Origin of the sequence: Clostridium hydrogenum, assembly GCF_021432385.1 — a bacterium.
Taxonomy (GTDB): domain Bacteria; phylum Bacillota; class Clostridia; order Clostridiales; family Clostridiaceae; genus Clostridium_S; species Clostridium_S hydrogenum.
The window spans coordinates 1,065,596-1,081,127 of the sequence record NZ_JAEACT010000003.1; the positions used below are offsets into that span (position 1 = coordinate 1,065,596).

Annotated in this window: 10 protein-coding genes and 1 riboswitch; of the genes, 2 read left to right on the forward strand and 8 right to left on the reverse strand. The window is 31.0% G+C overall.

Translation table 11 applies throughout. From position 1 onward, the window contains the following. Positions 1 to 70: 70 nt before the first annotated feature. Genes CUEA01_RS17870 through cdaA form a run of 3 tightly spaced genes read right to left on the reverse strand, consistent with a single transcriptional unit; the run spans position 71 to position 3,763 of the window. Complete coding sequence (locus CUEA01_RS17870; RefSeq protein ID WP_234123191.1) at positions 71 to 1,711, reverse strand: NAD(P)/FAD-dependent oxidoreductase; 1,641 nt, start codon at positions 1,709 to 1,711, stop codon at positions 71 to 73. Between the two features lie 13 nt (positions 1,712 to 1,724). Next, positions 1,725 to 2,945 carry a CdaR family protein gene (locus CUEA01_RS17875; RefSeq protein WP_234123192.1) on the reverse strand — a complete coding sequence of 407 codons (1,221 nt, stop codon included), beginning with the start codon at positions 2,943 to 2,945 and terminating at the stop codon, positions 1,725 to 1,727. After that, positions 2,918 to 3,763 (reverse strand): diadenylate cyclase CdaA, encoded by an 846-nt coding sequence (cdaA, locus tag CUEA01_RS17880; RefSeq protein ID WP_234123193.1) that lies wholly within the window; start codon positions 3,761 to 3,763, stop codon positions 2,918 to 2,920. The genes CUEA01_RS17875 and cdaA overlap by 28 nt, the downstream gene beginning before the upstream one ends. A 1,779-nt stretch (positions 3,764 to 5,542) precedes the next feature. Between cdaA and CUEA01_RS17885 the strand changes: the two genes are divergently transcribed. Next, a complete protein-coding gene (locus CUEA01_RS17885) occupies positions 5,543 to 6,544 on the forward strand; it encodes a hypothetical protein (RefSeq protein ID WP_234123195.1) in 1,002 nt (333 codons plus the stop codon). 50 nt (positions 6,545 to 6,594) lie between these two features. Beyond that, positions 6,595 to 6,716: riboswitch (cyclic di-AMP (ydaO/yuaA leader) on the forward strand. A gap of 87 nt (positions 6,717 to 6,803) precedes the next feature. Beyond that, positions 6,804 to 7,295 (forward strand): cell wall hydrolase, encoded by a 492-nt coding sequence (locus CUEA01_RS17890; protein ID WP_407929270.1) that lies wholly within the window; start codon positions 6,804 to 6,806, stop codon positions 7,293 to 7,295. Positions 7,296 to 7,506: 211 nt separating this feature from the next. Here the strand turns inward: CUEA01_RS17890 and CUEA01_RS17895 are convergent, their stop codons facing one another. From CUEA01_RS17895 to ptsP, 5 genes are all read right to left on the reverse strand, one after another. Beyond that, positions 7,507 to 8,367: an NAD(P)/FAD-dependent oxidoreductase gene (locus CUEA01_RS17895; RefSeq protein ID WP_234123199.1), complete on the reverse strand. Its 861-nt coding sequence runs from the start codon at positions 8,365 to 8,367 to the stop codon at positions 7,507 to 7,509. A 13-nt stretch (positions 8,368 to 8,380) separates the two neighbouring features. Continuing rightward, positions 8,381 to 8,698: a thioredoxin gene (trxA, locus tag CUEA01_RS17900; RefSeq protein WP_234123202.1), complete on the reverse strand. Its 318-nt coding sequence runs from the start codon at positions 8,696 to 8,698 to the stop codon at positions 8,381 to 8,383. 278 nt (positions 8,699 to 8,976) lie between these two features. Next, positions 8,977 to 10,215 carry a tetratricopeptide repeat protein gene (locus tag CUEA01_RS17905; protein ID WP_234123204.1) on the reverse strand — a complete coding sequence of 413 codons (1,239 nt, stop codon included), beginning with the start codon at positions 10,213 to 10,215 and terminating at the stop codon, positions 8,977 to 8,979. A gap of 760 nt (positions 10,216 to 10,975) precedes the next feature. Continuing rightward, positions 10,976 to 13,423, reverse strand: coding sequence for a phospholipase C (locus CUEA01_RS17910; protein ID WP_234123206.1), 2,448 nt, complete (start codon positions 13,421 to 13,423; stop codon positions 10,976 to 10,978). Between the two features lie 243 nt (positions 13,424 to 13,666). After that, positions 13,667 to 15,286: a phosphoenolpyruvate--protein phosphotransferase gene (ptsP, locus tag CUEA01_RS17915; protein WP_234123386.1), complete on the reverse strand. Its 1,620-nt coding sequence runs from the start codon at positions 15,284 to 15,286 to the stop codon at positions 13,667 to 13,669. Between the last annotated feature and the right edge of the window lie 246 nt (positions 15,287 to 15,532).

Below are 15,532 nucleotides of genomic sequence, written 5' to 3' on the forward strand. Positions count from 1 at the left end.
TTCACATTGCTCTTATTCTTTATTTTAACAAACTTTTTAGCAAAAACTGTTTTTTTCAGAATATTCTGTCCTACCTGTATTTTCCCATAATACTTTCTGCTACTTTAATTCCATCTACTGCTGCAGATATTATTCCCCCTGCAAATCCTGCTCCTTCGCCAGCTGGATACAAGCCCTTTAGAGAAATGCTTTCAAATTCTTCGTTTCTTGTTAATTTAACTGGTGCTGATGTTCTAGTTTCAATACCTGTCATTATGGTATCTTCATCCATAAATCCTGTTATTTTTTTATCAAAATTCTGAAGTCCTTCTTTTAAAGCTGATATTACATATTGTGGTAAACATTTTGAAAGCGCTGTAAGTTCATAACCAGGCATATAGGTTGGTTTTACACTTCCAATTTTTGTACTTGTCTTATCCTTCATAAAGTCACCAACAAGCTGCAATGGTGCATGAAAATTGCTGCCGCCTGCTAAATATGCAAGATGTTCATAATATCTTTGAAATTCCATTCCCCAAAGAGGATAAGCTTCATTTAAATTTTTAAGTTCTGGTCTATGTTCTTTGCAAAATTCTCTTCCATTTTTAAAATCGTCACCATCTACAGTTACAACAAGTGCAGAATTTGCATTTTCCTTATCTCTTTTATAATTGCTCATACCATTGGTTACAAGCCTTCCATTTTCTGAAGCTGCTGCTACAACCTCTCCACCTGGACACATACAGAAGCTATACACTCCCCTGTTATCTAAGGTTGTATGAGTAAGTCTATAATCTGCTGCTTTAAGGGCTGGATGGTCTTTATATTTTCCATATTGATTTTCATTTATTAATTCTTGAGGATGCTCTATCCTAACTCCAATTGCAAATGGTTTTGGTTCCATAAATATTTTATTTTTATAGAGCATTTCATAAGTATCTCTTGAACTATGTCCTATTGCAAGTATTAAACATTCACAAGGAATTTCAGTTCCATTTACCACAACTCCCTGGAGCTTATTTTCTTTTATAATTAAATCTTCAAGCTTACTATTAAATAGTATTTCTCCTCCAAGTTTTATTATATTTTCACGTATGTTTTTAACTACCTTCTTTAATATGTCAGTTCCTATATGTGGTTTTCCTTCGTAAGCTATTTCTTCTGGTGCACCATTTTTCACAAATTCCTCTACAACAATATTGCATCTATTGTCTTTTATCCTAGTTGTAAGTTTTCCATCTGAAAAAGTTCCTGCACCACCTTCTCCAAACTGCACATTTGATTCTGTATTCAAATTTCCTGTCTTCCAAAAGTTATCAACAGTTTTTGTTCTATCCTCTACTTTTTCCCCTCTTTCAATTATAAGCGGTGCATAACCGTTTTGAGCAAGTATTAAGCCTGCAAACATTCCCGCTGGTCCCATACCAACAATTACAGGTCTATGCTTAAGCACCATATTTCCAAATTTAAATTCTCTTTTTTCATCACTTTTTTCTTTTCTTACATCGCTATCGTGGATCCTTGCCAAAAGCTTATCTTCCGTATTACATTGAACTTCAATTGTATAGTTAAATTTTATTGTATTCTTTTTTCTTGCATCTATAGACTTTTTTAATATCTTGATGCTTTTAAATTCTTTTTCCGATATTCTAAGCTTTTTGGCAGCTCTTTTAGGTAGCTCATTTATATCATCATCTATATCTAAATTTATATTGCTTATTCTAATGCTCATTTTTACTGCTCCTTTATTGTTTTGATATTACAACAGTTATTTTTTCAGGATTTTGGGACACCGTTTTAACATTTGGCGGCAAGGTTAAATTTACTGGTAAGGTATATGTGCCTTCTGCAAGATTATTTAAATCTACAGCTGCTTTAACATCACTACTTGAAATGTTATTGCCTCCTGAAACTACCACACTAGCAGTTCCCGAGCTTAATTGTGCTTTAAGTCCAGTTCCTAAATTATTATATGTTATATTTACGTTAAAATTTTGATTGTTAACTGCTGAACTTGAACTCGTCACACTTTGTGTTTTTATTTTAACTGTTATTTTCCCATCATCATTTCCTACAAAGCTTATTTTATCTGGTGCTACTAAATTTACCTTAATTTCTGTATCTCCAGTTATTTTACTTAAATCAATATTTTCAGTATCAATACTATTTACTTTTTCAAGTTCACTTTTACTTCCCATAATATCAACGGATGCTTGGTCTGGAGTAATTGATATTATGCTAAGCCCTTTTGGCAGCTGACCAGAAGTTTTCACATTTATAGGAACATTTTTTGCTTTTCTTATTGGTACTTTTACTTCTATTAAATTAGGTTGCACTTTTACATCACTCAATAGATTACCTTTATCATCTATTGCCTGTGCCTTAACTTTAAGATCCGCATCGCTACTTAAATTTTTTATATTCACATTTACTTCAACATGATTTACAAGCTTAACATCCCTAGCTGGGCCACTTATAGTTACATTTTGTGGACTAACTGATGGCTCATATGAATATAGTCCCCCCAAAGGTCTTCCTTCAACATTAGTTTTAACTGCTACTGTTTTTTGAGCATATTCATCTATATCTACATCTACCCACAAGCCTTCTGTTTGAACTACATTTATATTATCAGGAGACCGTTCTATTTTCACTGGAATCCTATTTATTCCCTTTTTTAAGGCATAGGAACTTAAATCTGCAACTAATTTAAAATCATCTGTCTTTACTCCGTATAATTCCTCAGAGTTTCCTCTAAGCGTAAGTGTAACACTAAAATTTTGGTTAGGTACAAGCACAAAATTATTTTGCTTTAGATAATCTTGATTCGTAACCTGTACAGTAACATTTTTAAGTCTATATGTTTTTATTGGATTTTCATAATTGGTTATGTAGAGCCAAAGACAAAAGGACGCTATTAAACAGAATATTTTAACTACTAGTTGTTTTCTCCTGCTTTTTTCCATCTTTTCACCTTCTCTTTTAATGAACTTTTTTTATTGTATCTATTTTTAATTATTCTCATAAGTAGTGATTTTAATTTTTCCTTATTATAGTTTCTTGTTAGTTTTCCGTTTATAGCTAATGATATATTTCCTGTTTCTTCTGATACTATTATTACAAGTGCATCTGAGTTTTCCGATATTCCAATTCCTGCTCTATGCCTAGTTCCCAGCTTTTTATTTAAATCATTATTTGCTGTGAGCGGCAAAAAGCATCCAGCTGCAATTATTCTGCCATTTCTTATTATTGTTGCACCATCATGAAGCGGCGTATTTACAACAAATATATTTTCCAAAAGTGCTGATGACACTATGGCATCTATTCTTGTTCCTGTTGCTATAATGTCTTCAAGTCCTGTTTCTTGTTCCAATATAATAAGTGCTCCTGTTCTTGTCTCCGATAAACTTTCTGCACAATTTACCACTTGATCTATAATCTTTTCTGTTTCTTCTACATTTTCAAGCACATGATTTTCACTAAAAGCAGTTCTTCCTAGCTTTTCAAGAGCTCTTCTGATTTCTGGTTGAAATATAATTATTATAGAAAGAACTCCTATTGTAATTGTTCTTTGCAAAATCCAATTAAGCATCGTAAGATTAAGTATTTCACTTATTGGAATTAACACAACTATTAAAACTATTCCTTTTAATAATTGCTCTGCTCTAGTTTCCTTTATTAGCATATAGGCTTTATAAAAAATAAATGATACCACGAGGATATCCATAACCGACCATATGCTTATATTTTTTAGTGCCCCTTCTGTAATGTTTACTATATCCATGTTATCACTTCCATTTCTTCAGAGTACAAAGTACAGAGTACAATGAATGATTTTTCTCCACTATCGCTACGAAAAATCTTATAACTTATTATTTTTAAGATTTTCTGCTTCAGCAGAAAATCCTCCTTCATTGTGAATTGTGCATCGTGAATTGTGAATTTCACAATTGCTTTATCTTTATAGATATAGCAGCTCAACTATTAAAATTCATGTGCACCAAAATGCCTAGAAGACGGCATTTTGGTACAAATAAATTTTAAGTTTCACAATGTTATATCTTTAATTATACACTATGAAAAGTCAATATAATATAAATATTTTATTAATTTGAGAACTTCGTCGTTTTTAAATTAATACTAATTCTTTTAATTCACAATACACATACTAGGGGTTTGGGCTTTAGCCCATGTAAATTCATGAACCCATGTATATTAATTTCAAATTTACCAAACAAAAATGTATGCATATTATCAAACCTTGCCTAGGGGTTTGGGCTTTAGCCCATGTAAATTCATGAACCTATGTATATTAATTTCAAATTTACCAAACAAAAATGTATGCATATTATCAAACCTTGCCTAGGGGTTTGGGCGTAAAGCCAATGTAGGTTATTTAACTTAGTAGAAGTACTTTCAATAGTAGTGCAATAAAACTTTGTATATTAATAAACTTTCGTCAGAAAAATCTTAAATTATAATCTTCGCTTAGCACCATAAATGGTGATATTGCGTAAGCAATAAAAAAATAAGTTTTAAGATTTTCTGCAGCAAAGCGGAAAAAAATCATCCTTCATTGTGAATTGTGCATTGTGAACTGTGAATTGAAAAACATAGCTGTCAGGATAAATTTAGGATTTGCAATTTTTAATTTCCGAGATGTGTATCTATATATACAAAAAATAAGTACAAATATAGATATGCCAGTTCAACTATTAAAATTCATTTGCACCATAATGCCCAGAAGACGTCATTTTGGTACAAATGAATTTTAAGTTTCACAATGTTTTATCTTTAACTGTACTTATTTCAATCCTAAATTCAAAATCATATGTTTTAGGCATCTTAAAAAAATAGCCGAAAGTTGGACTTGTTATTTTCTTTAAGATGCCTTATTTAACTTTTCTGCTTTCAAAAATTACGTCGCATATTTATTAATTATCCTCTCTACATGTGCAACTTTTGTAGTTGAGATTATATATTTCTGCTTTATGGATATTGTTACTGTGCTGAATTGATCTTACCACAGAATAAATCTCATCTTGCCTTTTCTCCATAATATCGAGTTTCTTATCTACTCCATCAAGCCTCTTGTCTATATCCTTTAGTTTTCTTATCCATATTTTTCACTACCTATAGCCTAAGTGTTTTAATTTTACCATCAAGTATTTTATATTACAATATGAAACTTTTTCCAATTACATCAATTCACAATTCACAGGTCACAATCCACCTTCATTGTGAATTGTGCATCGTAAATTGTGAATTGATTTAATCATACTTTAAAACTATTCCCCATATACTTATAGATGTAAGAATATAAAAGCAGAGTACAGAGTACAGATGACAGAGTACAGTGAAGGATGATTTACCTTTCGCTTTGCTTAGGTAAATCTTAAACTTAATGTTGTCAGCTTCGCTGAGCACCATATATATCACGATTGCGTAAGCAATAAAGAAAATAAATTTTCAGATTTTTCTACGCTCCCGTAGAAAAATCATCCTTCACTGTACTCTGTACTCCGTACTTTGTACTCTGCATTATCTAAGATTGGAGGGTGCTATGAAATTAAAATTAAATCCAAAGCTATTAAAGTCTTCTTTTTTTACCTTTTGCATTGTAATGATAATCTTTTTATCCTTCTTTATAATTTACAGCATACTTTCCTTAACCAAATACAGCCCAATTCAAAAGCATTTAGTTATACTTATTTCTGATATAAATTCTGCAAATGCTAAATCTTCTTTGTTAAACTCTTACAAAAACATAAATTCTAATGCTACAAAAGCTCAACTTAATAAAATCACAACTAATCTAAGTAAAGCACAGAATAATTTAAATTCCTTACAAGTGGATGACAAATATAAAGAGTTAATTACAAACTTAAAGAATGGTTTAAAAAATAACATTTTGTTGTACAAGCAGCTCTCAGCTTGTTTTAATAATCCTGATTCACCAGACATAGATTCTTCTATAACAGCTTTAAATAACTTTCAAGCACTAACAACAAAATACTATTCCAAAATAAAAGTAAATAATGCTGATTTTAATCTGCCAAAGGAAACCTTTAAATTCGTAACTAATTCTATAACATATTTTTCAGAAAGGGAGAGAACTAAGAGAGATGAAAGCTTTGAATCATCAGCCGACAGTGAATTTAATAGTACAATAGATGATTCTATAGAAAAATTTAATTCAATAAGAACTAATTTTACAAATTATGCAGTTCAGGCTAGAAATAAGAACATGACATATGATAGCGCATTAAATAAAATTGATAAAAATTATGAAGCATTTCAAGAATTAAAAAGTGATTTAACCAATATAAGTGTTCCTGAAAATAGATTTGATACCTATAAAGCCTTTAATGTAATTTTAAGTGAATATGATTCCTACATAGAAAGTTTTACTTCTGCAATAACATGTGAGGCTAATTCTAAAGATAAATTTATTGGAACTTCTGACATAACTGATTTGTATAAGGAATCAACAAACAAATTCAACAAAATAGCAACCGACTATAATAAATTTGTAAAAAAATACAATTCAGAAAAAAACAAATAGATTTACTTATTTTTATTTTATGTATGAATTATTTTTATTTTTCTGTGCATAATATCAATAGCCTAAGTTTAACAAAAACGGGGAAACCATATTTTGGGGTGAATCACATTTTATGTGTAGGTTATGCCTTTACCGAACCCGTCAGCTAACCTCGTAAATAAAGGGAGGAAATTTAATGAAAAAAACTATTTGGGCTATTGCTTTATTTATTTTTATTGGTGATTTATTATTAGCCTATAATGCAAAAGCATTTTCACCAATGAAGGAGGTCACTAAGGACTACAAAATATTAAAACTTCAAAGTGATGCAAATTCCAAAAATCTATATGATGAAAAAGTTGATGCTGTTCAAGTTTTTAATTACAGCGGAAAACCTATTTATGTTACTAACAAAGATGTTGATTTAATGGCTCAGGTTGTTTATGCCGAAAGCTGCTCTGAACCATATGAAGGTAAAGTTGCTGTTGCCTCTGTAATTTTAAACAGATTGCAAAATCCTAAATTCCCAAAATCAGTTAATGAGGTTGTTACACAAAGATATGCTTTTTCTTGTGTTAGAGATGGTAAAATATCTGTAACGCCTACAAAAGATTGTTATACTGCAGTATTCGATGCTTTAGAAGGAAAAGATCCAACTTCAAAAGCCACTTACTTTTATAATCCTAAGATTTCAACATCCACATGGATGAATAATATAGCCAAATATAATGTAAAGAATATAGGCCATCACGTATTTTTCATAGCCAACTAAATCAATTCACAATTCACAGTTCACAATACACAATGAAGGTTGATTTTTCTCCGCAAGCGGACAAAAATCTAATAATTAATATATTTTAAGATTTTCTGCTTCAGCAGAAAATCATCCTTCATTGTGAATTGTGCATGGTGAACTGTGAATTGATTTAGTTTATAATGTTTAAATCTTGCCTATAAAACAATTACTAGTGTAACAGTTCTATTTACTTTAGTATAGAAGAAAGTTCTTCAACTGCATTAAGTGCTGCAACTTGACCTTCTCCAACTGCCTTCATATATTGATATGGCTTTCCTGTACAATCGCCAGCTGCATAGCATCCTTCTATATTAGTTTCCATTTTTCTATTAACTTTTATGTGCCCATCTTCCATTTCAAGTCCAGGTACTAATTGCTGTGGAGGTGCACTATCTTTTAATATAAACACACCGTCTGTACTTATTTCAGTATTTTTTAATACTAACTTTTCTACCTTACCGCTACCTACAATTTCTAATGGCTTATCTTTTACAATTTCTACTTTATCATTTAATTCATATTCATCCTTATACATAGGTATATAATAAACCTTATTAGCCATTTCACTAACATAATTAGCTTCACTTTCAGCTTCTTTATTGTACCCTAATATAGTTACAATTTTATTTCTATATAAAGGTGCATCACAAGTAGCACAATATCCAACACCTCTACCTAATAGTTTATCTTCACCTTCTATAGGTTTAGTATGTTCAATTCCCAATGCTAAAATTACCTTTTTAGCCTCATATGTTTTATTTGCTGTCATTATTGCGAAATATTCTCCCATTGCATATATATTATTTACTTTTTCAGTATTTATGTTTATATTCATATCATCTATATGCTTTTGAAATTTATCTCTAAGTTCAGTACCTGATATTCCATAAAATCCAAGATAATTATTAACTTTAGGTGCTAAAACTAAACTTCTACTTAGATTTGAGTTTCCAAAAATAATTATATTTTTATTTCTAACTTTAGCATTAATTGCGGCAGATAATCCTGATGGTCCACTTCCTATTATAGCTATATCATATCTTTCCATAGTTTTCCTCTTATTATATGTGTTTTTCTATTTCGCTTACCATAGATTGTTTAGGTCTAAAACCAACAAGAGTATCTACAGGATTACCATTTTTAAATATCATAACAGTCGGTATACTTGCAATTTTAAATTTATTTGCTGCCAAAGGATTCTCATCAACATTTACCTTTACAAACTTAACTTTCTCATCTAATTCATTTGATATTTCATCGATTACTGGTCCAAGCATTTTACAAGGTCCACACCATGGTGCCCAAAAATCTACCACTACAGGTTTATCTTGAGTTCCTACTTCACTTTCAAAACTTACATCATTAATTTCCTTTACCATATATAATTCCTCCTAATATACCCCCATGGGGTAGCTTTTTATTGTTATTATTATTTTAGCACTTAAAAAGAAAATGTCAATACAGAGTAGAGAGTAGAGAGCAAAGAGTAGAGTGAAGGTTGATTTATCTTCCTTACGTCAGATAAATCTAAAAACTTAATTTTCTTTAGCTGCGCTGAAGGAATAAAGAGCTTCTATAAATTCAAATAATTTTGCTGCCTACGGCAGAAAAATTTTCATTCACTCTACTCTCTACTCTCTACTCTCTACTCTAATTTTTACTCTTTTAAAATTTCTTGTATTATAGAATTAATATAAAACGACTTAGGGTACTTTGTGATAAGTTCATTTGCATAAGTTTTTGCTTTCACTTTGTCTAAATCCTTATATATTACAGCCAATTCATATAAAACTGTTTCTTCATAGCTGCCGTTCTTAAAATTAGAATCATACTGTGTATAATATTTTATAGCGTTTTCAATGTCGCCTGTATTTTTATATGAAGTGGCAAGATAATATATTACATCGGCATATACATAATTATTACTTCCATATTTATATGCTTTCAAAAAGTTTTGTTCTGCATTTGCGTAATCGCTTTTTGAAGCATAGCTACTACCTGTTCTATAATAATATTGTACGCCATCATTTTTAAGAATCTCTAATGCCTTAACCATTATTACTTTATCATTAATACTTAGTTCTTTGTTTGCAAAATTTTCTGCGTAATAATAAATTTTTTCATAATCCTTATTGTTAATAGCTGCCAAAAGTTCTTCGGATTTAAATACATTTTCTGATGCTTTATTATTTTCTACAGATTTTTTATTTTCATTCTTCGTTAATTGCTTTTTTTCCTTTTTAACAGCAGTTTTTTGAGTTTTTTTGTCTGATTGAATATTGGGTATTTTTACATATTTTTTAAGAGCTATAGCAATGGTAAAAATAATTGCAATTGCAATTACGGCTGACGCTAACTTAATTAATTTAGTAGAATTAATTTTAGCTTTTCTCTCATTAATTTCTTCAAGTTTCTTTGCATTTGCTAAAGCCATTTCATTACTTCTATCAATTTTAAACACTGCATCTATATGGCTATTAGCTTCATTATAATTTCCTTGTTTAATATTACATATTGCAATATTATTATGTATATTTATTGCGTTATAATGACTCTTTTCACACTCATGAAGTAAATTTAGTGCTTCCTTTATCTTTACTTCCTTTATGCATTTTAGAGCTTTTACATAATACTCAAATTTCTTTTCATCCCCTGGCAAGCTTTCAAGATATTTTTTAGCTGCACTATCCTTATTGAGTTTAACATTAAGTTCCCAATTAGCCTTTGCTTCTTTTAACTCCCCTTTTAAGTACAGAAGCATTCCTTTTAAGTCTATTGCTGCATTATTTTTAATATCTTCTGCTATACTTTTTTCACATAATTCAATTGCTTTATCAATATATCCCTTGCTCTGCATTATAAGAGCTTTTTTGTAGAACTTATTTGATTTATTCATATTTTTTCCTTTCGTAACCCTATTTAAATATAAATCATTGTGAAACTTTTTTTAATTTTACTATCACTATTATCGCTTTTTTCTTAACTTACTTCAATACCTTAACGAAATTACTCTTATATAAAAATCTAGACAAAAAATTATTGAAGCTGCCACACTAAGATTATTTAATACACAACCTATAATTAATGCGAATTAAATTAATTCACAATTCACAGTTCACAATGCACAATGAAGGATGATTTACCTTCCTTTCGTCAGGTAAATCTTAAATTTAAATATTATAAGCTCCGCTTATCACCATAAATGGTGATATTGAGCAAGCAATAAAAAATTAAGTTTAAGATTTTCTGTAGCAAAGTGGAAGAAAATCATCCTTCATTGTGAATTGTGCATCGTGAATTGTGAATTGATTTAATTCGTAATATGAAACAAAGATGTAGTGGATTAATCAAAGAACCTTTGGTAGGTGTAGGAAAAAATGATGTTAGGGAATAGTGGCGAAAAAATTTTTTAAATAAAATTGTATAAAACTTAGTGGAAAATTTTTTAAAGCTTTAGAGCTTTCGATTGTCTGAGCTAATCTTTGCGAGTTATCGAAAGCTCTAAAGCTTTAAAAAATTTGCCGCCTAGTTTTATTAATTTTATTTAAGATTTTGAGCCGCTATTCACTAACATCATTTTTCTACGCCTACCAAAGGTTCTTTGATTTTGCACTACACTTTGCTTCGCGTTTATCCATCATTTTTTTCAACTATAATTAATCTAATATAATAATTTGGTTTGTATAAGTTGAAGCTGATGTTGTACTTGAATCTGATACCATAATTTCATCATTTTCGTAAGCATCATAATTTGTTGGTGCAGCATCAACAGTATAAGTGATAACTGCTTTGCCATTAGCATCAAGCTTTATAGGTACCTTTGTTCCTGTAATACTATTTCCATCATATGTTACTGTTCCCTTTACATCTGTACCACCAGCCATGAAAGCTAAGTAAACAGTAGCATTGGCATCAGCAGCATTACCATTTGCATCAGTAGCTGATATAGTAAAGTTGTAAGTTTTTTTAGATTTAATTCCATTAATAGTTTGGTTAACAATCTTTCCAACAGTTGCTGGAGAAACTACTGATGTTGGAGAAGTAATTTTTAAAGCATCCGCTCCAGTTGTATCATTATCAGTAAGTGTAAGCTCTACTCCTGCTTTACTAGTAGGTGCACCCGCACTAGTTGCACTATCAATCATGTTTGCATCACTATTAATTTTATCAATTGGTTTAAACAAAATTTCACCAAAATTATACTTTACTGGTGTTACTCCAAGTGACTTAGCTAAATTATCTATTGGTATGCAAATTACTCCATTACTATTAATAATCGAAGCACCTAAATCAACAGTTTTTCCGTTAACTTTTATAGTATTATCTTTTAAAGAAATTTCAACAAAATTACTTCCATACATAAAACTTTCTTCATCTTCATAAGTATATGGTTGAACATCTAAGCTTTGTTCTAAATCTTTAATACCCATATATAAATATCCTTGCTGTTCAAATGGTGCTATTTGAGTAGCAACCGGTTCCCCTGTATTTCGGTCTAAAAATAGAGGTGGATTGTAATAACCTGGATCAAAATCAAACATATCATCTATAGAACCCGCTTCAGTATCAAATGAACCATTACCAATTCGCCCAAGGTTCCAATTATCTTCAACGAAACGAAGAATAGAAGATTGATCTGTAACAGTATTACTAACATAATTGTGTTTAGCATATGGTGAAATTATAAGAAATGGAAGTCTTGGTCCATAACCCAAACGATCTTCCTGCCCATTCATTGGTGTCTTAGTTCCAGAATTATTTCCTTCTAAGCCATCTGTTTTTGAATCATTTGATTGATTAACAATTGGAGGCATAACATGGTCATACCAACCATCAGAATCATCATAAGCTATAATAATCGCTGTACTTGACCAGCTTGGCAACTTTTCTAATCTATTTACAGTTTCAGCTAGCCAATTTTGTTCATCAAGTGGATCTGAGTATGAAGGATGTCCATCTTCATAAGCAGGTGCTTTTAAGAAAGCGTAATTTGGTAAATTTCCTGCATTTGCAGCTGCCCAAAAGTCATTTAAATCATATTGATGATCAGCTTGATCCGTGTGTCCAATCATTGCAACAGATGTAGGTTTTTTATGATCTGTATCAGAAGTGTCATTATAGTATTGGAATGGTTCATGATGAGGAATATAATCAGTTATGCTTTGTCCACCAATATTTGTATGTGCAGCAGTAGGATCATCATATCCACCAAAGAAGCATCCCCATGTAAGATTTTTGGCATTTAATAAATCACCAATATTTGTACCCTTTAATGATGCAGTACTATTTTTAGATGCATAATCATAGTATGGATCAATATCTCCATAAAGTGTACCTGTATCACTTATAGCATTGCTTGGGAAACCTTTATCACCTGGTTTTAATACAGTTCCACCGTTAGCTGCATTTCCGTTGTATGCAGTAGCTCCACTATCATCACCAGAAATAACATTGATAGCTCCTGGAGTAGATGGTCCTAAGTTAGAACCGAAAGAATTATCACTCATAGCAAAGTGTTGTGCGAAATTCCAAAATCCAGTTACAGTATTTCCATCATAATAATCCATAACCATGGAATTACCATGTCCGTCATTTTCAACGAACTTGTCCATTAATCCTCCATCAAAGGATTTTGCTTCTGAAGTATAACCATGATCCATATCAGGGGTTTCTGCTTGAGACCTGTCTAAACGTTGTGGGTTAGCCTTATTAGGGTTGTTTGTTAGCAAGCCTGCTGTTAGTCCATTTACACTTGGGGTTCCTGGTGCTGCATAAAAAAGCGGTTCACCAGCTGGGTTTTTGGCAATTGGATATGTACCGAAATAATGATCAAAAGATTCATTTTCATCAAAAATAAGAACTACATGTTGAATTGGGGTATTTGCTTTAGCACCACTTACTACTTGCGTACCTGTTGAAGTTGAGCTTGAAGTTGAACCTGTGCTTAAACTTGAACTCGAACTTGAGCTTGAATTTGATCCTGAGCTTGAACTTGAGCTTGAAGTTGATACTGCATCTGCAAATACAACTGAAGTACCATTCATTACTACTAATGTGCTAATTGCAGCAACTATGGCAATAGTCTTTTTTAATCTACCAGTCATGGGTATTCCCCCTTAATTTAAATTTTATATTTATGATACTATAAGTGTGTAAAAATCATTGCATAAATTGTTACGTACATGTTAAAACGGTGAACTTTTCCCTAACATCTACTAATTTCATGTTTATGGTATATATTCCTTGGGTTTTTTTATTAAATATATAAGAAAAAAGGTGTTTATAACAGTCTTAAACAACTGTTATAAACACCTTAAATATATATTTTGTAATATAATGCACTAAAACTAAGCTTTCATTATCAATTCTTTTGCTGTTAGAATTGAAGAAGCACTCATTGAAAATTCATCAAGTCCATATTCAACAAGAGTTGGTATTGCTTTTTCATCTCCTGCCATTTCTCCACACATTCCACACCATTTTCCTTCTTTGTGTGCAGATTCTATAGTCATTTTTATTAACTTTAAAACTGCTGGATGCATTGGATTATATAAATATGATACTTTTTCATTCATTCTATCTGCTGCAAGTGTGTATTGGATTAAGTCATTAGTTCCAATACTAAAGAAATCAACATGCTTTGCAAGTTCTTCTGAATTTACTGCAGCTGCAGGTATTTCAACCATTATTCCTGTTTCAAGGTTTGCATTAAATGCTTTTCCTTCTTTTTCAAGCTCACCCATACATTCTTTTAAAACATCTTTTGCTTCAAGGAATTCTTCAAGTGAAGAAATCATTGGGAACATTATTTTTAAGTTTCCATAAACTGATGCTCTTAAAAGTGCTCTAAGTTGAACTTTAAAAATATCTTTTCTTCCAAGGCAAAGTCTTATTGCTCTATAGCCTAGGAAAGGATTCATTTCTTCTGGAAGTGGAAGATATGTTAACTTCTTATCTCCACCTATATCAAGTGTTCTTATTACAACAGGTTTTTTGCCCATTTTTTCTACAACATGTTTATATGCTTCAAATTGCTCGTCTTCTGTAGGCATTGAATCTCTATCCATGTAAAGGAACTCTGTTCTAAATAATCCTACTCCGTCTCCGCCATTTGCTAATACTGCATCTACATCTTTAGCTTTTCCTATATTTCCGCAAACCTCTACTCTTTTGCCTGCCTTTGTTGTTGTTTCTATGCTTATAAGCTTTTTAAGCTCTTCTTGTTTCTTTTCGAATTCTTTTTTCTTTTCAGTGTATTCATTTAATGTTTTTTCATCTGGATTTACTATTGCTATTCCTTCAACACCATCTACTATAACAGCATCTCCGTTTTTAACAGTATCCATTATATCTTGAAGTCCAACTATAGCAGGTATTTCAAGTGTTCTTGCCATTATAGCACTATGTGAAGTTCTTCCACCTATGTTAGTTAAGAATGCTATTACCTTATCCTTGTCAAGTTGTGCTGTATCTGATGGTGTTAAATCATGTGCTACAACAATTGTATTTTTGTCTAAGCTTCCAAGATCTCCGCCGCCATTTCCTGCAAGGTTATTTAACACTCTAGTTCCAACGTCTTTTACATCTGCTGCTCTTTCTTTCATATATTCGTCTTCTATTCCAGCAAATATTTGCATATACATATCAATTACATCGCTAAGTGCCTTTTCAGCATTTATTTTTTCGTTTTCTATTTTTGATGCTGCAGAACCTGTAAATTCAGGATCATCAAGTAACATTATATGACTTTCAAATACAGCAGCTTTATCTGCTCCTAAATCTTTTTCAGCCTTTTCTTTAATTGCTTTTAACTGATTTCTTGAAGCCTCTACTGCTTTCTCGAATCTTGCTTTTTCTTCATCTATATTAGTTATTGCCTTTTCAACTATTTCTATTTCACTGTTAGCCTTTACAAAAACATGGCCAATAGCATATCCTTTTGAAGCTGCTATTCCTTTTTTTATTATATTAGACATTGTTTTTCCTCCTTGATAATGCATTTCATCAAACTATAATATTAGCAAGAACCGTGCCAAGTTATAAAAATTATAATAATTTAATATGGATTTAATGTTTTTATCCATTGTACAAGCATTTTTTACATGCATTTTATATTGTAAGAAGTTTCTTAACAAAAATAGTTGTTGATAATTTTTATCAAGTCCATACCATTAGCTATTATATAATTTACTCTTTTTGGCGTAAAATTTTAT

Coding starts and splice junctions, on each gene's coding strand:
- CUEA01_RS17875 (WP_234123192.1), bottom strand. CDS start 2,945: ATGGAAAAAAGCAGGAGAAAACAACTAGTAGTTAAAATATTCTGTTTA.
- CUEA01_RS17905 (WP_234123204.1), bottom strand. CDS start 10,215: ATGAATAAATCAAATAAGTTCTACAAAAAAGCTCTTATAATGCAGAGC.
- cdaA (WP_234123193.1), bottom strand. CDS start 3,763: ATGGATATAGTAAACATTACAGAAGGGGCACTAAAAAATATAAGCATA.
- CUEA01_RS17870 (WP_234123191.1), bottom strand. CDS start 1,711: ATGAGCATTAGAATAAGCAATATAAATTTAGATATAGATGATGATATA.
- CUEA01_RS17910 (WP_234123206.1), bottom strand. CDS start 13,423: ATGACTGGTAGATTAAAAAAGACTATTGCCATAGTTGCTGCAATTAGC.
- CUEA01_RS17890 (WP_407929270.1), top strand. CDS start 6,804: ATGAAGGAGGTCACTAAGGACTACAAAATATTAAAACTTCAAAGTGAT.
- trxA (WP_234123202.1), bottom strand. CDS start 8,698: ATGGTAAAGGAAATTAATGATGTAAGTTTTGAAAGTGAAGTAGGAACT.
- CUEA01_RS17885 (WP_234123195.1), top strand. CDS start 5,543: ATGAAATTAAAATTAAATCCAAAGCTATTAAAGTCTTCTTTTTTTACC.
- CUEA01_RS17895 (WP_234123199.1), bottom strand. CDS start 8,367: ATGGAAAGATATGATATAGCTATAATAGGAAGTGGACCATCAGGATTA.